22 protein-coding genes and 2 pseudogenes are annotated in these 26,404 nt (G+C 60.9%); 13 read left to right on the forward strand and 11 right to left on the reverse strand.

The annotated features are described in order from the left end of the window. Positions 1–43 precede the first annotated feature (43 nt). Positions 44–2,080, reverse strand: a complete 2,037-nt coding sequence (locus tag ACWGTO_RS19530; RefSeq protein WP_454576497.1) for an oxidoreductase — start codon at positions 2,078–2,080, stop codon at positions 44–46. A 148-nt stretch (positions 2,081–2,228) separates the two neighbouring features. Here ACWGTO_RS19530 and ACWGTO_RS19535 point away from each other — a divergent pair, with 148 nt between their 5' ends. The 3 genes and pseudogenes from ACWGTO_RS19535 to ACWGTO_RS19545 all read left to right on the forward strand — a co-directional run. Further along, complete coding sequence (locus ACWGTO_RS19535; RefSeq protein WP_454576498.1) at positions 2,229–2,858, forward strand: TetR/AcrR family transcriptional regulator; 630 nt, start codon at positions 2,229–2,231, stop codon at positions 2,856–2,858. A 13-nt stretch (positions 2,859–2,871) separates the two neighbouring features. Next, positions 2,872–3,666 carry a pyrroline-5-carboxylate reductase family protein gene (locus tag ACWGTO_RS19540; RefSeq protein WP_454576437.1) on the forward strand — a complete coding sequence of 265 codons (795 nt, stop codon included), beginning with the start codon at positions 2,872–2,874 and terminating at the stop codon, positions 3,664–3,666. 6 nt (positions 3,667–3,672) lie between these two features. Then, positions 3,673–3,810, forward strand: a pseudogene (locus ACWGTO_RS19545) (tyrosine-type recombinase/integrase); the annotation flags it as partial. Positions 3,811–4,090: 280 nt separating this feature from the next. On the opposite strand, the gene ACWGTO_RS19550 reads toward ACWGTO_RS19545, so the two are convergent. The 9 genes from ACWGTO_RS19550 to ACWGTO_RS19590 all read right to left on the reverse strand — a co-directional run bounded on the left by ACWGTO_RS19550 (position 4,091) and on the right by ACWGTO_RS19590 (position 14,672). After that, positions 4,091–5,206 carry a mandelate racemase/muconate lactonizing enzyme family protein gene (locus ACWGTO_RS19550; protein ID WP_454576438.1) on the reverse strand — a complete coding sequence of 372 codons (1,116 nt, stop codon included), beginning with the start codon at positions 5,204–5,206 and terminating at the stop codon, positions 4,091–4,093. Positions 5,207–5,208: 2 nt separating this feature from the next. Further along, on the reverse strand, positions 5,209–6,342 hold the full coding sequence (locus ACWGTO_RS19555) for an alcohol dehydrogenase family protein (protein WP_454576439.1): 1,134 nt from the start codon (positions 6,340–6,342) through the stop codon (positions 5,209–5,211). A gap of 16 nt (positions 6,343–6,358) precedes the next feature. Beyond that, the gene (locus ACWGTO_RS19560) at positions 6,359–7,054 is read right to left on the reverse strand and encodes a corrinoid protein (protein WP_454576440.1); all 696 of its coding nucleotides are present in this window, start codon (positions 7,052–7,054) and stop codon (positions 6,359–6,361) included. A 79-nt stretch (positions 7,055–7,133) separates the two neighbouring features. Next, complete coding sequence (locus ACWGTO_RS19565) at positions 7,134–8,783, reverse strand: ABC transporter substrate-binding protein (protein ID WP_454576441.1); 1,650 nt, start codon at positions 8,781–8,783, stop codon at positions 7,134–7,136. A gap of 344 nt (positions 8,784–9,127) precedes the next feature. Beyond that, a complete protein-coding gene (locus tag ACWGTO_RS19570) occupies positions 9,128–10,270 on the reverse strand; it encodes a LysR substrate-binding domain-containing protein (protein ID WP_454576442.1) in 1,143 nt (380 codons plus the stop codon). After that, positions 10,225–11,268 carry a GlxA family transcriptional regulator gene (locus tag ACWGTO_RS19575; protein ID WP_454576443.1) on the reverse strand — a complete coding sequence of 348 codons (1,044 nt, stop codon included), beginning with the start codon at positions 11,266–11,268 and terminating at the stop codon, positions 10,225–10,227. The genes ACWGTO_RS19570 and ACWGTO_RS19575 overlap by 46 nt, the downstream gene beginning before the upstream one ends. Before the next feature lie 54 nt (positions 11,269–11,322). Beyond that, the gene (locus ACWGTO_RS19580; protein ID WP_454576444.1) at positions 11,323–12,876 is read right to left on the reverse strand and encodes a trimethylamine methyltransferase family protein; all 1,554 of its coding nucleotides are present in this window, start codon (positions 12,874–12,876) and stop codon (positions 11,323–11,325) included. Positions 12,877–13,131: 255 nt separating this feature from the next. Beyond that, a complete protein-coding gene (locus ACWGTO_RS19585; protein WP_454576445.1) occupies positions 13,132–13,896 on the reverse strand; it encodes an SDR family NAD(P)-dependent oxidoreductase in 765 nt (254 codons plus the stop codon). Between the two features lie 8 nt (positions 13,897–13,904). Further along, positions 13,905–14,672 carry an SDR family NAD(P)-dependent oxidoreductase gene (locus ACWGTO_RS19590; RefSeq protein WP_454576446.1) on the reverse strand — a complete coding sequence of 256 codons (768 nt, stop codon included), beginning with the start codon at positions 14,670–14,672 and terminating at the stop codon, positions 13,905–13,907. 225 nt (positions 14,673–14,897) lie between these two features. On the opposite strand from ACWGTO_RS19590, the gene ACWGTO_RS19595 reads away from it, so the two are divergent. From ACWGTO_RS19595 to ACWGTO_RS19640, 10 genes and pseudogenes are all read left to right on the forward strand, one after another. Then, a complete protein-coding gene (locus ACWGTO_RS19595; protein WP_454576447.1) occupies positions 14,898–15,809 on the forward strand; it encodes a LysR substrate-binding domain-containing protein in 912 nt (303 codons plus the stop codon). Positions 15,810–16,007: 198 nt separating this feature from the next. Then, the gene (locus tag ACWGTO_RS19600; RefSeq protein WP_454576448.1) at positions 16,008–16,694 is read left to right on the forward strand and encodes a GntR family transcriptional regulator; all 687 of its coding nucleotides are present in this window, start codon (positions 16,008–16,010) and stop codon (positions 16,692–16,694) included. 462 nt (positions 16,695–17,156) lie between these two features. Then, positions 17,157–18,044, forward strand: a complete 888-nt coding sequence (locus tag ACWGTO_RS19605; RefSeq protein WP_454576499.1) for a dihydrodipicolinate synthase family protein — start codon at positions 17,157–17,159, stop codon at positions 18,042–18,044. A gap of 172 nt (positions 18,045–18,216) precedes the next feature. Further along, positions 18,217–19,209 (forward strand): glycine betaine ABC transporter substrate-binding protein, encoded by a 993-nt coding sequence (locus tag ACWGTO_RS19610; RefSeq protein ID WP_454576449.1) that lies wholly within the window; start codon positions 18,217–18,219, stop codon positions 19,207–19,209. A gap of 150 nt (positions 19,210–19,359) precedes the next feature. After that, positions 19,360–20,247, forward strand: a complete 888-nt coding sequence (locus tag ACWGTO_RS19615) for an ABC transporter permease (RefSeq protein ID WP_454576450.1) — start codon at positions 19,360–19,362, stop codon at positions 20,245–20,247. Further along, complete coding sequence (locus ACWGTO_RS19620) at positions 20,240–21,280, forward strand: quaternary amine ABC transporter ATP-binding protein (RefSeq protein ID WP_454576451.1); 1,041 nt, start codon at positions 20,240–20,242, stop codon at positions 21,278–21,280. Before ACWGTO_RS19615 ends, ACWGTO_RS19620 begins: the two co-directional genes overlap by 8 nt. Positions 21,281–21,382: 102 nt before the next feature. Further along, positions 21,383–22,294, forward strand: a complete 912-nt coding sequence (locus ACWGTO_RS19625) for a dihydrodipicolinate synthase family protein (RefSeq protein ID WP_454576452.1) — start codon at positions 21,383–21,385, stop codon at positions 22,292–22,294. Beyond that, entirely contained in the window at positions 22,287–23,804 is a 1,518-nt protein-coding gene (locus tag ACWGTO_RS19630; RefSeq protein WP_454576453.1) for an aldehyde dehydrogenase, read from the forward strand. The genes ACWGTO_RS19625 and ACWGTO_RS19630 overlap by 8 nt, the downstream gene beginning before the upstream one ends. After that, positions 23,801–25,132: an NAD(P)/FAD-dependent oxidoreductase gene (locus ACWGTO_RS19635; protein WP_454576454.1), complete on the forward strand. Its 1,332-nt coding sequence runs from the start codon at positions 23,801–23,803 to the stop codon at positions 25,130–25,132. Before ACWGTO_RS19630 ends, ACWGTO_RS19635 begins: the two co-directional genes overlap by 4 nt. Before the next feature lie 62 nt (positions 25,133–25,194). Beyond that, positions 25,195–25,410, forward strand: a pseudogene (locus tag ACWGTO_RS19640) (proline racemase family protein); the annotation flags it as partial. A 121-nt stretch (positions 25,411–25,531) separates the two neighbouring features. Here the strand turns inward: ACWGTO_RS19640 and ACWGTO_RS19645 are convergent. Then, positions 25,532–26,392: an aldose 1-epimerase gene (locus ACWGTO_RS19645; protein ID WP_454576455.1), complete on the reverse strand. Its 861-nt coding sequence runs from the start codon at positions 26,390–26,392 to the stop codon at positions 25,532–25,534. Positions 26,393–26,404: the final 12 nt, after the last annotated feature.

Consider the following 26,404-nt stretch of genomic DNA (forward strand, 5'->3'; position numbering starts at 1 on the left):
ACCTTTGTTATGAATGAGCGGACGTTGTCGTCCGCTCCAGCCATCAGATATCTTTCGCCAGACGAAGTGCGTCGTAGATCGCAGCGTGGGTGTTGCGAGCCGAGACGGCGTCGCCGATGCGGAAAAGTTGGAACTGGCCCTGCGCATTCCGTACCACCGACTGCGGTTGTCCGGTGATGAGTTCATCATGCGAAATCTCGCCGTGGTTGGTCGATTTCGGTTTCAGTTCGAAATAGATGTCGTCGAGCGGAATGGTGCCGTGATTGACGACAACCTGATCCACGACGCGCTGTTTGGATATGCCGCCATAATCGCTACCGACATTTGCAATGAGCTGGTTGCCATTCTTTTCGACAGACTCCAGCCGATAGGTGACCGTGAAGGTGACATCGAGTTTTTGCAGAGACCTCATGTAAGGCACGAGGTTCATTGCCATGACTTCGGGAGAGAAAGACCGGTCCGGAGTCATGATTTCAACCTTCGCTCCGGCGCCCGCGAGAAATTCCGCGGCCTGGAGTGCCGCGTGGTCTCCCGCGTCGTCGTAGATGAGGACATTGGTTCCCGGCTTCACGTCTCCGGAGATGATGTCCCATGAGGACACAACGAACTCATTGCCCATGGAAAGGACATCGGTGTGCGCCACCCCGCCCGTGGCGATGATAACGACGTCCGGGTTTTCAGCCTCGATGGTTTCGGCTTCCGCCCAGGCATTGTACTTGATGGTCACTCCGTATTTTTCGCACTGGGCAATGCGCCAATCGATGATGCTCATCATCTCCTTGCGGCGCGGGCTCAGCGCTGTCAGGCGGATCTGGCCACCCGGCCCGCTGGCGGCCTCGAAGACCACGACCTCGTGTCCCCGCTCGCCCGCGACGCGGGCGGCCTCGAGGCCAGCCGGACCTGCACCGACGATGACGATTTTCTTGCGTCTCTCGGCCTTGGCGACGATGTGCGGCATGGTCAGTTCGCGGCCGGTCGCGGCGTTGTGAATGCAGTATGCCGCCCCGCCTTGATAGATACGGTCAAGGCAATAATTGGCCCCCACGCAGGGCCTGATTTCGTCTTCGCGCTTTTCGATGATCTTGCGCACAATGTGCGGGTCAGTCATGTGGGCCCGCGTCATGCCGATCATGTCGACCTTGCCCGACGCAATCGCGTGGCGCGCAGTCGCCACATCCGGAATTTTCGCCGCATGGAAGGTCGGGAAGTTGGTCGCGGCACGAATCTCGCCGGCAAAATCAAGGTGTGGCGAGTTTGCCATTCCCTGAATCGGAATGACGTCCGTCAGGCCCGCATCGGTGTCGATGTGGCCGCGGATCACGTTGAGGTAGTCGATAAGTCCGCTTTCCTTGAGGCGCTTGGAGATTTCAAGGCCTTCCGACTTGCCGGTGCCGCCCGGGAGACATTCATCCGCAGTATAACGCACGCCCAGGATGAAGTCCTCGCCTACCCGTGACCGGATCGCCTTCAGGACATCCATGCAGAAGCGCATGCGGTTATCGAGCGAACCGCCATAAGGACCGTCAAGTTCGTTCGTGAGTGGAGACGTGAACTGATCGAGCAAGTGCCCGTAAGCCTCGAGCTCGACGCCATCCATCCCGCCTGCCTTCATGCGCTCCGCAGCGTCTGCGAAGTCCTTGATAATGCGTTCGATATCCCAGTCTTCAATCTTCTTGGGAAAGGCGCGGTGTGAGGCTTCGCGATGATGGGATGGCGCCACAACGGGGAGCCAATCGCCCTTGTCCCAGCGTGTGCGCCGCCCAAGATGGGTCAGCTGAATCATGATGGCGGCACCCTCTTCGTGCACCGCATCGGTCATTTGCCTGACCCATGGAACGATCTCGTCCTTGTAGGCGAGCAGGTTGTTGAAAACCGGGGGGCTGTCCTTCGAGACCGCCGCTGAGCCGGCCGTCATCGTCATCGCCACGCCGCCCCTGGCCCTTTCCACCGTGTAAGCGAGATAGCGCTCCTTCGGCATCCCGTCCTCCGGATAGGCCGGCTCGTGAGACGTCACGATGATGCGATTTCGCAGGGTCAAATGCTTGAGTTTGTACGGCTGCAGAAGGGGGTCGTTCGACACCTGGCGGACTCCGAGCTGGGGCGGCATGGGCGGACGCTATTCCAAAATGTACATATATGTCAAGTTTGGGTTCCACCATGTCGACAAAATTGACATCGACGTACATTTCGCTGGTTTTCACCTCGACATTTTGTTAGGTAGAGCGCTGATGGAGCAGATTTCGAACGACAGCGGATGGCGCGGATCGCCGGAGGGATGGCTTGAAGCCGCCTACGACTTGCTTCTCGAATCCGGTGTCGACTCGGTACGAATTTCGCCATTGGCGAAGAAGCTGGGCTTGTCGCGCACCAGCTTCTATTGGTTCTTCAAGGATCGAGAAGAGCTGCTGGCTGCCCTCGTGACCCGCTGGCGGGACAAGAACACTGGTAACCTCGTCAAGCAGGCCGAGGCATATGCCGAAACCGTCGCCGAAGCGATGCTCAACGTTTTCGACTGCTGGCTCGACAAGGCCCTGTTCGATTCCCAGTTCGAATTCGCAGTCAGAAGCTGGGCCCTTCAATCTCCTGAGATTCTGGCGGAGGTACAGACAGCCGACCAGGCGCGGCTCGACGCAATGAGCCAAATGTTCGTTCGCTTCGGTTGCGAGGAAAGCTCAGCCGACGTTCGAGCGCGCACCATCTACCTCGTGCAGATCGGCTACATCTCAATGCAGACCAAGGAAGATCTCGCCGGCCGCATGAAGCGCATCCCCGGCTACGTGGAGATTTTTACAGGTAAGGCACCGCAGAAGCGCGAGCTGGACCGGTTCTTCGCCAGACATGGCTATACGGCGGGCTAAGGAAGAGTTCGACATGGGCGAACCCCAGAGCATCGGAATAATTGGCGGAGGTGGCTGGCTTGGACGCGCCGTCGCCGAGGCCATCATCGATGCACAAATAGTCGCCGCTGAGCACCTCACGCTTTCTTACAGAAGCGGGCAACCCCGCTTTCTGCCAAACGCCGCATGGACTAGGGACAATCAGGAACTGGCGGATAGATCCGATGTCATCATCGTATCGGTCCGCCCCCAGGACTGGCCTGCCATCGATATCTCGGCGTATGGCAAGCTCGCCATGTCGGTCATGGCCGGGGTGCCTCTCGGCCAACTGGCTCGACGTCTCAAGACTGAACGCGTCGTGCGCACGCTTCCGAATGCAGCTGCAGAGGTGCGGAATTCCTATACTCCATGGATAGGCTCTCAGGGCGTCACCGCGGATGACCGCAATGTCGTTCGCCGGATTCTGGAGGCCTGTGGCGCGGCCGATGAGGTCAAAACCGAAGCAGATATCGATTATCTGACGGGCCTCACCGGCTCCGGCCCAGCCTTTCCGGCGCTTTTGGCGGCGGCGATGATCGACGATGCGGTCAGCCGAGGAATGAACCCAGACATTGCCCGGCGGAGCGTCAGCGCCGTGCTTGTTGGAACCGGTAAACTCCTCGAGACTCGCGCAGAAAATCCCAAAGATATCGTCCAGACCTTACTCGACTACCGCGGCACCACTGCGGCAGCAATCCAAGCCATGCGTGCAGCCGGGTTTGAATCTGCCGTGCGAGACGGCCTTGCCGCTGCGCTTCAGAAATCCGTGACTATGGGACAAGCCACGTGACTGCCGCGCGGCGAAACCGTTCTGGTGACCGGATATGGCCAGCCTTTCTCGGCGAAATCCCTGACCGGTGCCATGGCACACTGGGGCGCCCTCGCCGGATTGCCGAAGAGCCTTACGCTGCACGGCCTTAGGAAGTCACTCGGGGCAAGGGTATGAGCACGGCTGGTTTGGGCCGACTGCCGACGGTCCGCAAACAGGGCATACAATGCGGAAAGCGGACGCACCGCCTGCGATGGGCCAGTTGCCATGCCTCACCTCCCTGCAGCTGGGCTAGCGTTATATACACTCCCGATCTCTCGGATCCCGATGGCCAAGCTATCGGGGCGACGTGGAAGGTTTCTTCCGCGATGCCTTGGGCGAAAGGCATATTGACGGAGTTTGACGCGACCCGCCTCAAATGACTGACACCCAGCCCGTCCTGTTGCTATGAGTAACTCGCGACAGGTTCACCTAGCGTATCGAGCCGTGGGATCACTCCGAGGCCGGGTGTGGTCGGAGCGGTAACTCGGCCATCCTGAACGTCGAAAGCGCCGTCGGCCGTCTTAAGTGTCACCATGTCCCTGCACTCGAGCAAGCATCTGAGGTTCTTCTCGGGAACCGTCTGGCCGAGATGTACGATGGCGGCAAACGCAATGTCGGAGCCCGTGGTCTCCTGGACACTGACGGTATAACCCGCCGCCAGGCAAATATCGCGGTGACGGCGGCCTCTGGTGAGACCGCCGTTCTTTGAAATCTTGAGTCCTATTCCTTCTGCCGCATCGTCAGCGACGAGCCCAATGAGCGATGCGTCATCGGTCGCGAGTTCGTCGAAGATGATCGGAACATCGCTACGGCGCCGGAGCGAAACGCATTCCCGCCATGTCGCACATGGGGCCTCAAGTACGAAATCGAGCCCGGCAGGCAGTAGCCTGAGCATGCGAAGCGCAGTCTCCACAGTCATTCCGCCATTCGCGTCGACGATGAAGAATTCGCCGGGCTTCTTGTCTGCGAGCGAAGCTGTGATACGCGCAGCGTCGAGCGCCGGATCGTCGCCGATCTTGACCGAGTGGGCAATGTAGCCCTGTGCACGGTGTTCCGCGACGCGCCGGCGCATGTCTTCCGGATCGCCCATGTAGATCGAGGAAATCACGGGCATCTTCACATTGGTGTGGCCGCCCAAGAGATCGCACACGGGTAGCCCTACGGATTTGCCAAATACGTCCCAACACGCGACGTCGATCGCGGTCTTGGCGTGCAAATGGCCGACCAGCGCTCCGTCCATGGCATCATTGATACGGTCGACTCGCCTGGGATCGAGGCCGATCAGACGGGGTGATATTTCGGCGAGACCGGATCGCACGCCTAGGGCATGCGAAGCGATCCAGGTTGATCCGAACGGCGTGCTTTCACCCCAACCCTCAAGCCCATTGTCGGTGGTTACACGAACGATCGTCGCGTCGAAACTTCGGTATTCCCTTCCGCCGGACAATAGATACACGCCGCCGGAGTAAGGCAAATCGACCTGAAAGACATCGATCCGTTTGATCTTCAAATCCGTCATCTTCAATCTCGAGGCTGGGGGATGGTGAGCACGAGTTTTCCAGCGATGCTCTTGGAGAGGAAATCCTTCTGAGCCTCAACAATCCGGCTCAACGGATACGTCTTGCCGATGACGGGCCGGATCTCGCCGCGTTCGATGTATGAAACCAGGTTTTCGAAGACGATGTCGTCCTGGAACGTACAGCCCAAAAAGGTGAGATCCTTGAGATAGAGTGTCCGGACATCGAGCTCGACTATGGGGCCAGCGATGGCACCAGCGACCGCGTATCGCCCGCCCTTTTTCAGAACATCCAGTAATTCAGGGAAGGATGGGCCGGCCGCGACATCGATGGCAATATCGACCGACTCCTTTCCGAGCCTTCTTAGCAGGCTTTCTCCCCGTGGCACGACTTGATCGGCGCCTAGTGCCACCATCTGGGGAGCCTTGTCACGACCGGCGATGGCTGTCACGAAAGCTCCGCGCCGCTTTGCGAGTTGGATTGCAGCGGAACCAACCCCGCCTGACGCGCCGGTGATTACGACATGCTCTCCCGCCCGAACTCCGGCGCGATGCATCATGCCTTCAGCGGTGGAATAGGCGCAGGGCACGGATGCAAGTTCGATGTCGTTCCATGCGCACTCGACCTTGTAGGTCTCGCGCGACGGTGCCTTGGCAAATTGGGCGAACGCGCCGTCGCACTCGGAGCCGAAGGTCCAGCACTCGAAGGCTCGGTAATCGACATATGAGCGCAGCATATTGCGAACGATTACGCGTTCGCCAACCCTTCCGATATCGACTCCATCTCCGATAGCTACAATGCGACCGCAGCAGTCGGCACCTTGGATACGCGGAAAGGCCAATGGCACACCCGACCAGCTTGCATCGTCATCGTGCGCAGCCTCAAATCCCTTTGCAGCGCCTCCTTCCGTGCCCGTCGTGACGCCCTTCGAATACCAACCGATACGGGTGTTGATGTCGGTGTTATTCACGCCCGCGGCTGCCACAAGGATCAACACTTCGCCGGCGTTGGGCTTCGGGACCGGAAGATCGTCGCGGTATTCGAGTTTTTCAAAACCGCCGTGCCCGACGAGAAGTACACCCGTCATCGTACTTGGGAGATCGGTGGTAATCGATACGTGTTCATTTCCAAGACCCATTCCAGATGTGTCCCGTCTAGAGAGCGCGCACGTTATGCTTGCGCTTCATGAAGTCCTTGGCTGTCTCGACGGCCACCGCCGCGTCGCGGCAATAAGTGTCGGCGCCGACGGCCTTGCCGAATTCCTCGTTGAGCGGCGCGCCGCCGACCAGCACGACGTAGTCGTCGCGGATGCCCTTTTCCTTCATCGTGTCGATGACGACCTTCATATAGGGCATGGTGGTGGTCAGCAGCGCCGACATGCCGATGATGTCGGGCTGATGCTGTTCGATCGCATCGAGATACTTCTCGACGGCGTTGTTGATGCCGAGGTCGATAACGTCGAAGCCGGCGCCTTCCATCATCATGCCGACGAGGTTCTTGCCGATGTCGTGGATGTCGCCCTTGACGGTGCCGATGACCATCTTGCCCTGCTTCGGCGCGCCGGTAGCGGCGAGCAGCGGGCGCAGGATCGACATGCCGGCCTTCATGGCGTTGGCCGAGAGCAGAACTTCCGGCACGAACAGGATGCCGTCGCGAAAATCCTCGCCGACGATGCGCATGCCTTCGACCAGCGCCTCGGTCAGCACCTTGTAGGGCGCCCAGCCGCGCTCGAGCAGGATTCGCGTGCCTTCCTCGATTTCTTCCTTCAGCCCGTCATAGAGGTCGTCATGCATCTGCTGCACGAGTTCCTCGTCGGAAAGCTCGGAAAGGATGATCTCGTCGTCGGACATGTCGTACCTCACTCAATTGAAGGAAGGTCGGCACCCCCGAAGGAGCACCGACCAAGTCTGGCGAGCCCTAGGGAGAATGTCAGGCCGCCAGCCAAACGTTCTGCAAGTCCATCTCGAAAGTTGGATGCATCCCGTAGTTCTGGACCTTTTTGTTCATATGGCAGTAGAGCTTTTGCCAGTAAGGCTGGATGATCACGCCGGAGTCTTGAATGATCTGCTCGAGGTCCTTCATGACCTCTTTGCGCTTGTCGACGTCGATCACTGAAAGCGCCTGTTTGAGCTTGGCGTCGAAATCCGGATTGGAGTAACCCGTCTCGTTCCAAGCCTCCCCCGTTCGATAAGCCAGCGCCAACACCTGGACGCCTAGGGGGCGCATAAGCCAGATCGTCATCGAGTAGGGGTACTTCGTCCAGTCGTTCCAGAAGGTGGAACCGGGCAACACGGTACGCTTAACCTTGATGCCGGCTTCGCGGAGTTGTGCGGCTATCGCGTCGCCGGTATTCTTCTGCCAGTCTTCATCAAGCGTGATTAGCTCGTGCTCGAAATCGGCTTGGCCGGTTTCCGCCATCAGTTTCTTGGCGCCGGCCGCGTCGCGCTTTTGCTTGGGCAGCGCATAATATTCCGGGTGGATCGGGCTGACATGGTGGTTTTCGCCGACCGTGCCGCGCCCATTATAACCCAATTGAAGGACAACGTTGTTGTCCACCGCCATTTGTAGGGCGTTCCGAACACGCTTGTCATCATACGGTTTCTTGCCGACATTGGTGCGAGCGACCAAGGTCGTGGCTGTATCGATCTCTGACTTCACCAGTCCCATCTTATCGAGAACATCGGTGAAGTCGGCAGGCGTCTGGTAGACTAAGTCGATCTCGCCGGAATCGAACGCGCTCACCGAGGCGTTGAATTCGGCGCCGTAGTCAATGAACTCGACGCCGTCGAGCGGCGCCTCGCCACCCCACCATTTGCCGTTCTCGCGACGCTTGACGACTGCCTTCGAACCGACGTCGAAGGAAACCAGTTCGAACGGCCCGGTTCCGATCGGCTTCTTGATTGGATCGGCACCATCCTTGTCGAAGTTGCGGTGCACGATCAGCGCCGGATAGTCAGCGAAGTTCGGTATCAACGCAATATCAGGCTGGCTAAGCTTGAGCTTGACCGTGTTGTCGTCGACCTTGGTGATCGCGCCATCCCTCGCCTTGCTGGTCTTGGTATCGACAAGCCCAGCGACACGTCCAGACATCGAGTTGCCTTCGACGCCTTTATCGCACCAGCGCGTCAGATTGTAGACGACATCATCGGCGTTGAAGGCATCGCCATTGTTCCAGGTGACGCCCTTTCTGACGTGCAGCGTGTACTCGGTCGCGTCATCATTAACGTCCCAACTTTCGAGCAAGACCGGCTCGAAAGTATACTTGCGCGTGTAGCGGACAAGCTGTTCCAGCCAGTTGCGGCTGATGTTTCCCATTTCCGGCCAGTCATAGGTGCGCGGGTCCTTCTGGCCCTTGATCGCCATCGAGACATGCAGCGTCCCACCCTTTCTCGGCTCGTCGGCCAGCGCCTCGGACGGCACGGCAAGGCCGAGCATGCCATAGGCGAAAGCTGTCGATGCGCCAAAGACACTCGCCAGCGCCAGGAACTCGCGGCGGTCCATCCGACCTTTCCGAGCCTCCCTGGCCATCTCTTCGACAACAGCCGGCACACGATTTCCATTGCTCTTGAAATACCTCATATTTCTCCTCCCTTTTTGGGTTTTGTTTGGCTCAGTTGATCGCAGGACGGAGTAGTCTGATGCTCCCCGGAATCGCGGGGGTGGACGCTGCCCACGACGTTCGGCGACTGCGAACGGGTAATGCGCGACACGAGATTGGTGGATCACGGTGCAGCGGAGCGTTCATTCCGCTGTCAGGCTGCGCCTTCCCAGCGTGGCGAAGACGCACGTAAGGGCTAACGTGTTCGCTTGAGGGCAATGAAACCGAAGTCCACATGCTGCACTCCCTTCAATGCAAAGAGAATGCTTCGCAACTCGTTGTTCAAGCGAATAAACAAGCCCTCTCGGTTGAGATAATCTCAACCTCAATCCTCTAGGGTCACCATCCAATCCCGCAACGCAGCTGTCTGACGGTTCAATGGTCTGCGCGAGTTCCATGTCACGAAATAGGAATGGGGCGCATTTATTTGCGCATCTGTCAGCCGCACCAAGTCACCCGTTTCAATCCATGGCCTAACAAGGTTTGCCCAAGCCAGGGCAACTCCTTGACCGCTGCGTGCGGACTGCATCGCAATCACATAGCTGTTGCAGCGCCGCGTGTTGAGCCGGCGATCGCGGCAGCCGAGTTCACGAAAAAAATCTGGCCAGTCTGTCCAAATCAAATCTATGCGCTCAACCGACAACAGCTGCAGCGCGGTAATATCTTCAAGCGACTGCACCGCGTGTCTCCTTGCGAATTCCGGACTTGCGACGGGGAAAATAATGTCATCGTAAAGCTTGGCAGCTTCCTCATCGGGCCATTCGCCAGCGCCATAGCGGATGCGCAGATCTATGTCTGCCCGATCCAGACCACGAGGGTGGTCGGAGATGAAATGCTCAACGGCGATGTCCTGATGAGCAGCCCAGAATTCACTCATCCGAGGTATGAGCCAAAGCTGAGCCATGGCCATCGTGCTCCCCACGGTAACGCTTGGCTGCCCCCCTGACATCTTGATCTGGCGATAAGTTGCCAAGACCCGTTCGAATCCTTCCCGGACCGCAGCGGCCATCGCCTCACCCTCTCGAGTGAGCTCAAGCGCGCGATGCAGGCGCAGAAAAAGAGGCGCTCCAAGATCTTCCTCAAGCGTTCTCACATGCTTCGAAACCGCCCCAGGAGTTACGTTAAGTTCCTCGGCAGCCTTGGTCAGGCTCATCTGTCGGGCCGCGGCTTCGAAGGCGGCTAAGGCGTTGAGAGAAGGTAGCCCAAGAATTCGGACCATTTCGAAGTACCCCGATTGGAGTGTCATACTAAACAGGTGAATCTTGGGTGAAAACTGAAACCGGAGAGCAGGCACTGGCGGGCAGAAGCGGCCTGGCACCTCCGGGGCCGGCAGCGGACAGTCTGGTTTCAGAATGGCCGGGTCAAACGCGGACGGATTCGAAACCGCCCTTCCCCAGAAAACCAAGGATGTTGGCCGATCAACTATCCAAGTCCGGGGCCTACCCAGGCGGGGACCGTCGCGCGGCATTGCTGAGGCGAAATGCCGTTGAAGGCGCGAAAGCACTTTGCAAAATGCGAGGCGGACATGAACCCGCAGGCGATGGCGATATCGATGATCGGCATTCGGGTGCCTTCGATCAGGCGCTTGGCATGGTCGACCCGGATGCGCAGATAATGCCGCACAGGCGGCAACCCAATATGCGACGCGAACAGGCGCTCCAATTGACGCCGCGACACTCCGGTTCGCCGCGCCAGTTCATCCATGGACAGCGGAAACTCGACATTTTCTTCCATGATCCGCATCGCCATCACGAGCTTGTCGCTCACGCCGGCGAAGGCTAGTCCCGAAGGGCCGGTCTGGCGGTTCGAGCCCGAGCGCTGGCCTTCGACGGTCGCGTGCCGGCAAACCTCTTGCGCGATGAAGCCGCCGGCATGACTTCCGATCAGATCGACCGCGAGGTCGAACGCGGCAAGCTCGCCGGCGCAGGTCGAATATTGCCCGTCCTTGACGAAGAGCGAGTCACGGATACGTGGCCTGTGGAATATCTCGGAAAAGGCTGCCAGCCTTGACCAGTGGATGGTGCAGCGTGTGTTGCCCAACAGGCCGGTCTGCGCCAGCAGCCAGGGTGCCGTGCCGACGCCCGATATCGCAATGCCGCGCCGGGCAACATTTCTGAGGAAGGCGTTCAGTTGCGGCGTCAGTTGTTTTTCGACCGGCTCGCCGGCCACTATCGCAAGCTGATTGGCCTTGCGGTCATCGATACCGTTCGAGAATTCCTCCATCGAAGCATCGACCGGCACCGACAGGCCGCTGGCGCCCGCGACGGACTGCTTGTCGACCCCCAGGATCTGCCAGCGAAACAGTCGTCGGCGCGAGACGGTATTGGCAATGCGGAACGGCTCGATATAGGCGTGCAGCGCCAGATGGGAGAAGCCGGGCAAAACGAGGACCGCGAGCTCAAACGGATCGCTCGACGCCGACGCGGCCTGCGATCTCACGGCGTTGATGTTGGCTGGCGCGTTCATCAGGGGCCACACACGGCCAGCGGTTTGCAGATCCGATCGTTGCGCATGACGATCTCAGTAGTCCTCATTCAGCGCATCGACCGCAGGGATCTCACGTGAGCGCCGGTCGATGTAAGCGCGCAGTTCCTCGTCTTTCGCAATGTCGAGCGACGGTTCTTCGTACTCGGCCAGGAGCTTGCGGGCATGATCGAGCGCGCGCTGCTTGATGTCCTTGGCGCCGTCCGCACGCCACTGCTCGATCGAGTTGTTGTCGAACAGTTTCGGGATGAAGAAGGCCCGCTCGAAATTGGCCTGGGTGTGCGGATGGCCAAGGTAGTGGCCGCCCGGGCCGACATCGCGCACGGCCGAGAGGGCTTCGTCGAAATCATCCCATTGGATGCCTTGCGTCATGCGGTAGCCCATCGAGCAGACCTCGGCATCGACGACGAACTTCGCGATCGAGCAATGCATGCCGGCTTCGTTCCAACCGGCCGAATGCCAGATGTAGTTCGCGCCGGACATCAGCACAGCCATCATGGTCATGGCGCTCTCATAGCCAGCCTGCGCATCGAAGACCTTGGCACCGCCGAGCAGGTTCGACGTGCGCCAGGGCACGTTGTAGCGGCGGGCCATCTGGCCGATCATGAAGTTCATCAGCGATATCTCCGGCGTCCCGGCCATCGGTGCTCCCGACTGCATCGACACGGTCGAAAGGTAGTGCCCGTAGATCGCCGGGCACCCCTTGCGTATCACCTGCGTATAGGCCAGTGCCGAAAGCGCCTCGGCATTAAGCTGCGCCACCGCTGCCGCGGTTGAGGCCGGCGTGTTGGCGCCGCCGAGTACGAAGGGGGAGCACAGCACCGGCTGGTTGCGGCGGCAGAAGGCGCGCATGGCGCCAAGCATCACCTGATCCCAGACCAGCGGCGAATTGCCGTTGCAGTTGCCGGTTGTGACCGCATGCGTCTCGAGAAAGCCCTCGCCGAACAGGATTTCGCACATGTCGAGCACGTCCTCGGCGTTCTTCGGCGAGGTCGTCATGCCCATGAAGATCTTATCGGAATGCCTCATCGACGAATAGGTGATGTGCAGGTGCCGATGCGCTACGACAATGTCCATCGGCTCGACAATGTGGTGCGCCGATGAATGCAGCGCCGGCATCATGTGTGCCAGCTTGTGGAAGGTGCCGAGATCCGCGATCGTCGGACCGCGCCTCACGTCATCGAGGTCGCGCATATAAGGCGCGCCAGTCATCGGCACGAAGATCGACTTCGGCCCACCGAGCTCGACATTTTTCGCCGGATCGCGCGCGAAATATTCGATCTTGGAAGGAATAGTTTTGATGAGCTCCATGACGAGGCCGCGATCAAGATGGACCCGGTCATCCGCCCGCACGTCGGCCCCGGCTCGTTTCCAGTCCTCGATCGCGATCGGATCGCGAAACACCACGCCGACGTCTTCGAGGATCGCGAGAGAAGCCTCGTGAATGCGCTCGACCTGCTCGGCATCCATCGGCTCGACCACCGGCAGACCGCGCTTCAGCGTCGGCAGCATGTCGATCTTCGGTGCCGTGCGGATGGTCCGCCGCGCTTCCCGACCGCCCCTACGAGATACTTGCAATTGCGCAGTCATGCCGGCCTCCGAGAGAAACTGTGCGGCCCCTGTGGACCAGGCGGAACTATTGCCGGAACCGGGAGATTTCACCTACTGCAAAAGTCTCATGCGCCTGTTGACTAAAGCGCGGAAAGACCGCGTCTGAGGCTTCCCGACGTCGAACAGGTGTCGCCGTCCAACATCTATGACGCATACTTTCGGCTTGGTTGGTCTCGTCGATGATCGAGGGGTGATCCGCGCGCAAAGCCTGGAACGGATTGCCGGGTTTCAGCTTCACGAGACCGGGAGCGGGAGCTTCTTTGTGCGGCCACCGTCGATGACGTAGACCTGACCGGTGACAAAGGCGCTTTCTTCCGAAGCCAGCCAGACCGCAAGGTTTCCGACGTCGGTTGGCTGACCGAGACGCCCGACCGGATGCATGACAAGCAGTTCCCTGCGGACGCGGTCGCTATCGGCCATGCTGTCGATGTAGGCATCGCTGAGGTCGGAATTGATCCAGCCCGGCGCAATGGCGTTGCAGCGGATACCCTCATGCCCATGGTCGACGGCGACCGCCGCCGTAAAGCCATGAATACCTGCTTTCGACGCCGAATAGGCCGGATGCCCCGGATTGGACGCCAGCCCTTCGATCGACCCGATGTTGACGATGCTGGCACCCGGCCGCTTCCGAAGATGAGGCATTGCCGCCTTCGTCAACAAAAACGGGGCCTTCAGGTTGATGTCCATCATCAGGTCCCAGTCAGCCTCGGTCATCTCGTCGACCGTCTTCTCGAACATGATGCCGGCGTTGTTGACCAGGATATCCAGGCCACCGAGGCGTTCGACGACGGTCGCGACGGCCGTGGCAATGTCACGAGAGTTCGAGAGATCGGCCTGCACGAAAATGATGCCCTCGTTGAGCATCGTCTCGGGTGGCGAGTTCCTTTGGACAATGGCGACCTTTGCCCCTTCCTCCGCGAAGCGTTGGGTGATGCCGGCGCCGATGCCGCGCCCACCGCCGGTGATGATTGCAATCCTGCCTGCCAATCTGCCGATCATGGTGTCCCTCAATAGACCGGCTTTGCGCCGTTCACTTCGACCGTCGTGCCGGCGATGTAGCGGGCGGCGTCGGAACTGAGAAAGTAGACCACCTCGGCTATGTCCTCCGGCTCGGCGATCCGGCCGAGCGGCACCGTCCGGTTGAGCTCCGCTATGGCGGTGTCGGGATTGAAACCGCGCTTGGCGAAGCCGGTGCGCAGCATCGGTGTGTTGACCTCGTTCGGGCACACCGCGTTTACTCGTATCCCATCGCCAGCGTGATCACGGCCAAGACACTTTGAGAATGCCGCCACGGCCGCTTTGCTGGTGCAGTAGGCCGCATGGCCCGGCCCGGGATAGAGTCCCCAGCAGGATGCGATGTTCACGATCGCGCCGCCGCCGTGACCTTTCATATGACCAATGGCTCGCCGGCAGGTGTAGAAGATCGACTTCAGATTGATGTCGAACGTCCGCTCCCAGTCGTCGTCGGTCGTCTCGAGAATGTTTCCGCGGGTGATGATGCCGGCGTTGTTGACAAGCACGTCCAGGCGCCCTGTGGCCTGGATGGAATAGTCGATCAAATCCTCGCAATAGGCCTTGTCGCGAAGATCGCCGGCCCTGCTCCAGACATTCCGCTCGCCTCCGTTGAGTTCGGCCTCGAGCCTGTCCAGCCCAGCGTGGTCGGCGTCGCCGGCAATCACGCGATAGCCATTGGCAATGAACTGCCTTGAGATCACTTGCCCGATGCCTCCGGCCGCGCCTGTTATCACGACCGTCTTCTTCTCAACATCCGTCATCGCTAGCGCCATTTTTTTCGCGGAGAGTTCGGCGCATATTGTCCGAACCGCCACCGAAGACCAGCGGCGCAGGCCTGCAAAAGTCTCAACTGCTTGTTGAGTTGCGCGACGCCCGAAGCTTGCACTGGGCTACGGCGGCGTCGGACGCTGATTGGAGGGCGTCGCGGATTGCGAAGGCTGGTTCGTCGGGTTCTCCTATGATCATTGAAATGTTGGGAGCTTGAGATGGTTCGCCGCTACTACGACCTGCCGTCCTTGACTGCCCTGGCGGTTTTCGAGGCGTCGGCCCGACACCTGTCGTTCAAGCTGGCGGCCGCGGAACTGAACGTCACGCCCGGCGCCGTCAGCCGGCAGATCAAGGCGATCGAGGACGAGCTCGGAGTGCCGCTTTTTACCCGGCTGGGAACCGGCGTGGCGCTGACAAGCGCGGGCGAGGACCTTTACGGCGTGCTGGCTAGCGGCTTCTCGCGAGCCGCCGACATCGTCCGGAATGTGAAGCGCGGCGATCGTTCGAAGAACGTTACTCTGGCCTGCTCGGATGCCCTCGCATCGATGTGGCTAATACCGCGCATGCCGGACTTCTGGACGCGGCACCCGGACATTTCAGTCGACCACCTAATCTCCGACAATCCTCGTGACTACCGTCGCGCCGAGGTCGAATTGCGGATCCGCTACGGATTTGGATCGTGGCCGGACGAAAATGCCGAGCTGCTTTTCGACGAGACCATTTATCCGGTTTGCGGGCCGGGCTTTGCCAGCAGACATCGCGATACAACGGCGGACTCGCTGGCCGACCTGCCGCTGCTGCATGTTGATTGGGTCGATCCCGATTGGGCCGGCTGGGACGAAGTTCTGCGACGCGCCGGCGTGCCGCACGGTTCGACGAGAGGTCGCCGCTTCGGCAAATTCTTCGTGGCGCTGCAGGCCGCCCAGGCCGACCAGGGGGTCGCCGTTGGCTGGCATCGCCTGGTCAAGGCACAGATCGACGAAGGCAAGCTGGTCAGGTTGACGGATCTGGAGCTGCCGGCGCCCGGCGCCTATTACCTGACCTGGAATGACAATCGTAAGCTTTCCCCCGCGGCGGAGAGCCTGCGCAATTGGATCCGGGAAGTGGCGGCACAGGAACGAGCGAGCTAGAGCTCGCTGCCGCCCCGTTGCATTGCCCATAGCTTCGGCGGCGCTTTGTCACCACTCAGACGGACGAGCCGTCGGTCCACTCGTTTTGAATATTGTGTACCAAGAAAATACAATTCGTTGACTCGCCCATAAGTGCGTGCGACTCTTTCACGAGTGCCAAGTATGATCGACTGGCAAAGTTGATTCCGAAGGTGCGCGATGAAGGGAAGCAAGGGCAATCTCTACGACGATCTGAAGCGTCGCATCCTGACGATGGAACTCGATCCGGACGAGGATCTGGACGAGGTGGCGTTGAGCGAGCGCTATGGCCTTTCGCGCACCCCGGTCAGGGAAATCTTCCGCCGGCTGGAGGGTGAAGGCTACATCGAAATTCGTGCGAACCGGGGCGCCAGGGTCGTTCCGATGAACCATTCGACCCTTCGGCAATTTTTTCTGGTCGCCCCCATGGTTTACGCCGCCATCGGCAGGCTGGCGGTGCAAAATTTCAAGCCCTCGCAGATGACGGACCTGAAGGACACGCAGGAGCGTTTCCGCGCCGCGAGCAAATCGGGCGACGCGCTTGCCATGGTGGTCGAGAACAACAGGTTTCACGAGATCATCGGCGAGATGTCCGCCAATGTCTATCTTCAGCCAAGCCTCGGCCGGCTGCTGATCGACCATGCCCGCATCGGCCATACCTTCTTCCGCCCGCGCAACAACGACATGCGCAAGCGGCTGCAGACGGCGGTCGAGCATCATGACGGCTTCATCTTGGCTATCGGCACCCATGACGAGGACGCCGTCGTCGACCTGGTATTCGAACACTGGGAACTGTCGCGCGAGAACATGGAGATGTTCATAGCGCCGCAGGGAATGAAAGCGGACGCGCTGGTCGGCGATAGCTGAGGCCGCTTCAAGCCTATCCACCATCGTCTCGTCGTATCCGCCCTCCCGGCCTGTCGGCCGCGGGAACCGTTTTGCTTGCAAAGATCACTGCTAGCGAACCTGCCGCGCCCTTGATGCCCCCCTTCACATCCGATCCGTCACCGCCGCTCGGTCGCGAACGGTTCCCCTGCATGCGCTGGCGCGGCATGGCGGTTGACAGGGCGGCGCCCGTCGCATTGCGCTGCCGGAAGACGCTTCCGTTCGTAGTCTTCTGGCCGAGCTGTGTTTTATCCGTATAAAAATTGTGTACTACAATAATACAATTCATTGACTCCGGCCCACCGGTGTGCAATTTTGCCCGTCATCAGATGCGATCGACCGGTTTCGGGCGCTGAGGATTCTCGCAGGAGAGTTCGCAGGGGCTCTCCTGTGGCCGAATGGCGCGTCGGTTGAAAACGGCCCCTCCATCGATGGAGAATTGTCCTGTCCGATTTCGCTTTTTCAGGCCTAAACCTGGCGATCACCACACCCTTCGACGCGCAGGGTCGCATCGATTTCGGCAGGCTTGAGCAAAACATCGAGCGTTATATCGCGGCCGGTACACGGGGCTTCGTTCTGAGCTCCGGGACGGGCATGCACGTCTACCTGTCGGCGGAAGAGTCGAAGGCTCTGGTCGAGAAAGGCGCCAGGATCATCAACGGGCGCGCGAAGATCATCGTGCAGACTTCCGCGCTGCTCGCCGAGGACGTGGTAGAGCGGACACGCCACGCCAGGGATTGCGGCGCCCATGGGGTCATGGTGCTGCCGCCCTTCTTCGAAGGACCGACGGATGACCGGGGCATAATCGACTTCTATACGGAAGCCGCAAAGGGCGGACTGCCGATCATCGGCTACAACGTGCCCCAGGCGGTGGGCGTTGCAATCACGCCCTTGCTGCTGAGGGAATTGTGCGCGATTCCCGGCTTCTGCACGGTCAAGGATAGCGGCGGCGATCTCGGCAAGCAGGCTTCGCTCATTCGGACCGGCCTTCCGGTCATGAATGGCGCGGACCATCTGGTGGCCTATGCGCTCTATGCCGGATGCAGCGGCCTGATATGGGGCGGCGCAAATTTCGCGCCCAAGACTGCTTTGGCTTTGGTTGACGCGGCGGCCTCAAGAAATTGGGCTCAAGTGCGTGAAATCTGGGCGTCGCTCGAGCCGGTCATGTCCCTCCTTTGGGAGGGCGACTACGTGCAGTCGGTTTATGCCGCGGCCGAGTTGGTCGGCTACGGGGCTGGAAGTCCCCGCAAGCCCTTGCGTGCGCTCCCCGCCGACAAGCTCGGGGCGCTGCGACAGGCGCTGGGAATCCTCGTCGAGTGCGAGGCGGCCTGATCGTGACCCTGAGGGCCAAAGCCTTCGCAACCTCGCGCCTCCCAAGGTCCAGATGACGGTTCGCGACTGGAGGGCGGGCATGGAGTGATGCCTCGTATCCGAAGCAGTTTCGCCGGACGGCGTGGGTTCGGTGTCGGTCAATCAATAAGCCACGCAAAGTGAGGAGAACAACATGAGAAAAATGCTATTTCCCGCCGTTGCCATCGGGGCTCTGCTGAGCGCCGGAGCCGCAAACGCGGCCTGCGGCGACATTACGCTGGCGGTCTTCAGCTGGCAGTCGGCCGAGGCCATGTCCAATGTCGACCAGTTCATCCTGAAGAACGGCTATGGCTGCAATGCCACGACCGTTGCGGGCGACACCGTGCCGACCATCACCGCGATGATCGAGAAGGGCCAGCCGGATATTTCCTCGGAATCGACGCCAAGCCTGCTCGGCGACGTCTATGCCAAGGGCGCCGCCGAAAAACGGATCAGCCAGATCGGGACGGCGATCAGCGACGGACAGGTTTCGGGCTGGTACATTCCCAAATATGTCGCGGACGCGCATCCCGACATCAAGACCGTCGACGACGCCATGAAGCACCCGGACCTGTTCCCGGCCCCGGAAGACCCGTCGAAAGGCGGCGTTATCCAGGGACCCCAGGGCTGGGGCGACACGGTCGTGACCGCGCAGCTCTACAAGGCACTCGATGCTGACAAGAAGGGCTTCGAGCTGGTCCCGACCGGCTCGGCGGCGGCGCTCGATGGCGTCATCTCCAAGGCCTATGAACAGAAGCAGGGACTTCTCGCGCAATATTGGGCGCCGACGTCGCTTCTAGTGAAGTATCCGATGGTGCGCCTCGAAATGGCGCACGACGATGCCGAATGGGCGCGCTGCACGTCGAAGCAGGACTGCCCCGATCCGAAGCCGAACTACTGGAAGCCGGCTGAAATGGTGACGCTGGCCAGCAGCAAGTTCCTGGCGCGTGACGATGTCGGCCCGGTCAAGGACTATCTCGCCAAGCGCAGCTGGACCCAGGCCGAAGTCGGCAAGGTGATGCTTTGGATGACCGACAACCAGGCCAATGGCGAGGACGGCGCGAAGTGGTTCATCAAGAACATGCCGGACGTTTGGACCAAGTGGGTTCCGGCTGACGTCGCCGAAAAGGTCAAGGCCGCGCTCTAAAGTCCGGCTACCGGGCAAGTGGGGGCTTTGAGGTCACTCAAGGCTTCCACCAGGCGGCTCGGTCTGTCGGCGTAGCCTGTATTCCCTGCTCTCGGCCCATGGCCGGCAATGTGCAGCCAATGGCGCGCACTCAAGGTGGAGCATTGTGAAATGGATTGGCTTTTCAAATTCCCTCAACTCGACCCTGAATTCCTGCTTGCCATCAAGCGAGCCATCGACGGCGCCCTGAAGGCGCTGACGCGCAGCTACGGACAATCGATCGAGGATTTCTTTTATCCGCTACAGCGCGTTCTCATCTTCTTCGAGAACATCATCTCGACCGCGCCCTGGCCGCTGGTCGTGATCGCCCTGGCTGTCATCGCCTGGTTCGCGGCAAGGCGCTGGACGGTGGTCGCCGCCGTCATCGGAACCCTCATCGCCATCGGTCTTCTCGGCCTGTGGCAGGATGCGATGAAGACGATCTCGCTGGTCTTCACCTCGACCATCTTCGCCATCGCCATCGGCATTCCGCTCGGCATCCTGATGAACCGCTACAAGCGCGTCGGCGGGATCATGCAGACGGTGCTCGACGTCATGCAGACGATGCCGCCCTTCGTCTATCTCATTCCGGTGGTCATGCTGCTCGGCATCGGCCGGGTGCCGGGCTTCATCGCGGTGGTGATCTACGCCATCCCGCCAATCATCCGCCTGACCGACCTTGGCATCCGCCTGGTCGACAAGGAAGTCCTGGAGGCTGCGGACGCCTATGGCTGCTCGCGCTCGCAAAAGCTCTGGAAAGTGCAGATCCCGCTCGCCATGCCGACCATCATGGCCGGCATCAACCAGACCATCATGATGGCGCTCGGCATGGTCGTCATCGCATCGATGATCGGCGTGCAGGGTCTCGGCCTCAACGTCTTGCAGGCCATCGCCAACCAGTATTTCACGCAAGGCATCTTCAACGGCTTTGCCATCGTCGGCATCGCGATCATCTTCGATCGCATCAGCCAGGCCTATGGGCACCGCCTGCAGAAGCACCGGGGTGCAGCACATGACTAGCAACAACGCGTCAATCGAAATCCGTGACCTCTACAAGATATTCGGCAAGTCGCCGGCGCGATATGTCGATGCGGTCCGCAGCGGCATGACCAAGGCCGAACTGTCGAAGGCGCACGGGCAGATCCTGGGTCTGAACAACATCAACATCTCCATGCCGGCCGGCAAGATCCAGGTCGTCATGGGTCTGTCGGGCTCGGGCAAGTCGACGCTGATCCGGCACATCAACCGCCTGATCGAGCCGACGTCCGGCTCGATCATGATCAACGGTCGCGACGTGCTCGATATGTCCGAGCTGGAGCTGCGGGAGTTCCGCCGCAACCACACGGCGATGGTGTTCCAGAGATTCGGCCTTCTGCCGCATCGAACCGTCATCGACAACGTCACGTTCGGGCTGGAGGTGCGCGGCGTCGAAGCGGCCAAGAGCCGCGATACAGCCATGCGCTGGATCGATCGCGTCGGCCTTTCCGGCTTTGAGACGCGCTATCCGAACGAACTGTCCGGCGGCATGCAACAGCGCGTCGGGCTTGCCCGCGCTCTGAGCAACAATGCCTCGATCCTGCTGATGGACGAAGCCTATTCGGCTCTCGATCCACTGATCCGGACCGACATGCAGACCATGCTTCTCGAACTGCAGACCGAGTTGAAGAAGACCATCGTCTTCATCACCCACGATCTCGACGAGGCGCTGAGGCTCGGCGACCAGATCGTCATCCTGCGCGACGGCTCGATCATCCAGCAGGGCAACAGCCAGGATATCCTTCTGCGCCCTGCCGACGAATACATCGAGCGGTTCGTCAAGGACGTCAATCGCGGCCGCTTCATCAAGGTCGACGCCGTCATGGAGCCGACGCCGCAATCCGAGACCAGATCTCTGCCGAAGCTGAAGTCGGGCCTGACGCTCGAAACCGCCGCCAAGGAACTGACGAACTCCTCTTATGACGCAGCCTTCGTCACCGCAGACAGCGGCCAGCCGCTCGGGCTGATTTCGCTGCGCCAGATCACGGCGGCTCTGTCATCCGGGTCGGTCGCGTGAGGATACGCAATTCCTTTTTCTGAAAGCAATGACACGACCCTTCGCAAAGACCCCGTTGGCCGAACAACATACTGATCGAAACTCCATTGATGGAGAACCATCTTGAAATTCGAAGGCATCTATACACCGGCGATCACGCCGCTCGGCCCCGATGGACGGATCGACAACGCCGCTTTCGCCGACGTTCTCGAGTCACTGATTGAAGCCAAGGTGCACGGCGTCATCGTCGGCGGATCGACCGGCGAATATTACGCCCAGAGCGCCCAGGAGCGCTTCGATCTCGGCGCCTACGCCAAGCAGGTGATCGGTACCCGCCTCCCCCTGATCATCGGCACGGGCGCCATCAGAACGGAAGATTCAGTCGAATACGCCAAGGCTGCGAAAGAGATCGGCGCCGACGCGATCCTCGTCTCCTCGCCGCCATACGCGCTGCCGACGGAGCGCGAGAATGCGGTTCACGCGCTCACCGTCGACCGCGCCGCGAACCTGCCGATCATGCTCTACAACTACCCTGCCCGCATGGGCGTGATGATGGGCGAGGAGTATTTCTCCCGCGTCGGCAAGTCCCGCAATGTCGTCGCCATCAAGGAAAGCTCCGGCGACATGGGCAACCTCCACCGGCTTGCCCGCAAGTTCCCGCATATCGGGCTGTCCTGCGGCTGGGACGACCAGGCGCTGGAATTTTTCGCCTGGGGCGCCAGGAGCTGGGTCTGCGCCGGCTCCAACTTCCTGCCGCGCGAGCATGTCGCGCTCTACGAAGCCTGCGTGCTGGAGAAGAACTTCGACAAGGGCCGCGCCATCATGAGCGCGATGCTGCCGCTGATGGACTTCCTCGAATGCGGAAAGTTCGTCCAGTCGATCAAGCATGGATGCGAGCTGATCGGCCTGAAGACAGGCGGCGTGCGCGCGCCGCTGCGGCCTCTGAATTCCGAAGAAAAGCGAACCCTCCAGACTGTCGTCGCCACGCTGAAGCGCACGGTCGCCCAGATCACGTCGGGAGCCAATCATGCATGAACCTCTGACCGCCGCCGAATACAAGGCTCTCGCCGCGGAGCTGCAATTCCCGACCAATGCCTTCATCGACGGGGCGTTCCGCCCGGCCAATTCCGGCAAGACGTTCAAGACCACCAATCCGGCGACGGGCGAGATCCTCGCCGAGATCGCGGCCTGCGATGCCAGCGATGTCGATTTCGCCGTGGCCAAAGCCAGGGAAGCCTTCGACGACGGCCGCTGGCAGCACCTCGCCCCCGGCGAGCGCAAGGCCGTGCTGCTGAAATTCGCCAAGCTGCTCGAAGAGAACCGCCACGAGCTGGCGGTCATGGAGAGCCTCGACAGCGGCAAGCCGGTCCGTGAATGTCAGACGGTGGACGTGCCGGACACGATCCACACCATCCGCTGGCATGCCGAGCTGATCGACAAGCTCTATGACAACACCGCGCCGGTCGGCTCGAAGGCGCTGACCATGGTGGTGCGCGAACCGGTCGGCGTCGTCGGCTGCGTCCTGCCATGGAACTTCCCGCTTTTGATGCTGGCCTGGAAGATCGGTCCGGCGCTGGCGGCGGGATGCTCGGTGATCGTCAAGCCGGCCCAGGAAACGACGCTGACCACGCTGCGCGTCGCCGAGCTGGCGCATGAGGCCGGCATCCCGGCGGGCGTCTTCAATGTCGTCCCGGGCAGCGGCAAGGACGTCGGCGAGCCGATCGGCATGCATATGGGCGTCGACATGGTGGCCTTCACCGGATCGACGCCGACAGGCCGCCGTTTCCTCCACTACGCGGCCGACTCCAACCTCAAGCGCGTCGTGCTGGAATGTGGCGGCAAGAACCCGGCGGTGGTTCTCGAGGATGCCGAGGACCTCGATCTCGTCGCCGAACAGGTGGTCAACGGCGCGTTCTGGAACATGGGCGAGAATTGCTCGGCCACGTCGCGGCTCATCGTCGACGCTAAGATCAAGGACGAGCTGCTTGAGCGGATCGGCGCCTATATGCGCGAGTGGAAGACCGGCGATCCGCTCGATCCGGAAAACCGCATCGGCGCGCTGGTCAGCAAGAGCCATTTCGAAAAGGTGAAATCCTTCCTCGGCGACGTGAAGACCGAGAAGCTCGCGGTCGCCCATGGCGGCGCCACCCACAAGGGCATCTATATCGAGCCGACCGTCGTCGACGGCGTGACGCCTTCGAGCCGCCTCTTCCAGGAGGAGATTTTCGGACCGATCCTTTCGGTCACAACATTCAACTCGCTGGCCGAAGCGATCGCGCTTGCCAACGACACGAATTACGGCCTGACCGCGTCCGTCTATACGGGCAACCTGCGCAAGGCGATCAAGCTGTCGCGCGAGATCCGCGCCGGCGTCGTCACCGTCAACTGCTTCGGCGAAGGCGACGCGACGACCCCGTTCGGCGGCTACAAGGAATCCGGTTTCGGCGGGCGCGACAAGTCGGTCTTCGCGCATGACAATTACTGCGAGCTGAAGACCATCTGGATCGACGTATCTGACCGCTCGGTCGACGAGACCATCCGGTGAGCGACCTTGTCGTCAAACGTCTTCCGGCGCAATCGGGAGTCTCGGGCTGGGAGGCGATCAGCAAACGCGGCTTCCCGGTCAGCACGCTTGATGACGGCATCTCGGCCGACTGGCTGATCGTGGGTGGCGGCTTTGCCGGCCTGTCCGCTGCGCGGCGGCTATCCCAACTCCGGCCTGACGACAGGATTGTCTTGCTGGAGGCGGGAGAGATCGCCAAAGGCACCTCGGGCCGGAACTCCGGCTACATGATCGACGTCCCGCACAATCTGTCCTCGGGCGAGTATTCCGTGGCCGACGAGACCGCGACGAAGGTTGAGATCGCCCAGAACCGTTTTGCGATCTCTTTCGCCGCCGACATCGCGGCGGAATACGGCATGTCCGAGCGCACCTTCGATCCGTCGGGCAAGATCAACGCCGAGGCGACAGAGCGCGGCATGACGCTCAATGCCAACTATGGTCGCTCGCTAAAGGCCATCGGCGAGGAGCACCGCTTCCTCGATGCCGTCGAGATGCGGGAGATCACCGGCTCGTCTTACTACATGGGCGGCCTCTATACGCCGGGCACCGTGATGATCCAGCCCGCCGACTATATCCGGGGGTTCGCCGCCGGGCTGGCCTCCAAAGTCGACATGTTCGAGCATTCGCCGGTGCTCAAACTCGAACGCCTGGGCGGGACCTGGAAGGCAAACTCACGCAATGGAACCGTTACCGCTCCAAAGGTGATCCTCGGCGTAAACGGCCACATCGACGACTTCGGCTACTTCCGCGGCCGCCTGATGCACATCTTCACCTATGCGTCGATGACTGCCCCATTCACCTCGAAATCGACGGGCAAGGACAGGTGGGCCTTGCTTCCAGCCGACCCCATGGGCGCAACGGTCAGGAAGATCACCTCGGATGGAACCTCGCGCATCGTCATCAGGACCCGATTTACCTACGACTGGTCCATTCAGGTGAGCGAGAGACGTTTAGCCGGCATCGCTGCCGAGCAGCGGGCTTCGCTTGACGCCAGGTTTCCGGACCTAAAGGACGTCCCGTTCGAATACATCTGGGCCGGGCGGCTTTGCCTCAGCCGAAACCACGTGCCCGCTTTTGGCGAGATCGAAGAGGGCCTCTATTCGGCATGCTGCGAAAACGGTCTTGGGACCGTCAAAAGCACGCTCGCTGGCGTCATGGCCGCCGATCTGGCGACCGGAACCCACTCTAACATGCTCGACGAATTTTCGGATCAACCAGGACCAGCGCGGCTCCCTCCCGAGCCGCTCGCCTGGCTCGGCATCAACGCCGTGATCCGACTGCAGGAATTGCGCGCTGGCCGCGAGGGATGAGCACGCGCGGCGCAATGTGAAGACTGTGGGAAAGTCCACTGATCCAACAGAAGGGAAAGATGATGCGCCGCAGCTTTTTCTGCATCGACTTCCACGCCTGCGGGAATCCGGTTCGGCTTATCGCCGGCGGTGATCCCTTGCTTCCCCATGCCCCGATCGCCGAGCGGCGTGAGCTTTTCGTGCGCGATCATGACTGGATACGGCGGGCGCTCATGTTCGAGCCGCGGGGGCACGACATCATGTCGGGCGCCATCATATACCCTGCCTATCGCGATGACTACTAACGGCGACCGCTCGACCCCTCAGCGACGCAGAACAGGCCTGCCGAGATGACTGTAAATCGAGCTTGAAGCAGGCATCGCAGTCAGCTGCGAACAAGAGGTGCAACATCGTCCTTGGCTACGATCCGATGGAACTCCAGTTCAGCCGCATGCTAGCGCTCAAGATCGCCCCATCTTGGAGCGGGGTCAGCCCCTCGCCGTGATGCGCATCAATCGTGTGCGACACGGGCTCGAAGCAGAAGAAGCCGGCATGGGGCGACGGTGAATAGAGGATGTAGACGTCGAGCTCCGGCGAGGCGGCGAGCGTGACCGCGATCCCCTCTTCCAGTTGCACGATCTTGGCGCGGCCGTCCCAGCCGTCGAAACCGTTGTTCACCCAGCCCGGCGGCAAGGGCGAGGCCTGCGCGAAATCCCACCCTGGGCGCTCGCTCACCGGCACGACGCCGACCGGCAGATGGCGCTCGTCCTCCAGCCAGACGCGCTTCGCCTTCGCCTCCAGCGTGGTCGTGTCGCCGCGCGGGAACCAGGGATGGAAACCGAGGCCGTAGGGCAGGCGTATGCCGGCGCGGTTCTCCACCGTGAGGCGCGCCTCCAGCGCGCCGTCCTGCAGTGCATAGGTGACCGACGCCGCATAACGGTAAGGACCGATCGCGCCGTCATCGAGCACCAGCTCCGCCTCGGTGTCGGTTTGGCGGACAAACCGCCACGGTTTCTGGAAACCGTCGCCATGGATCGGAAAGGCTTCGCCGGGCGCATTCGGCTCGACGGCATGGAAGCGGCCATTGAAGATGAAGCCACCGCCGGAAATACGGTTCGACCACGGCACCAGGAGCTGGCAGCCGGACGTGCCGGTGCCGTCCCCTGCCCGCAGCAAAGCAACCGCCGCGCTGCCGATCACGAGCGCGTCGTAACGGGCGATAGCCGCGCCCTGCTCTGGTGCCAGGACGAGCCGCGCCCGTGCGTCGTTCAGTTCGACCATGCCTGCCACGCC

Source organism: Mesorhizobium sp. PL10 (assembly GCF_053714315.1).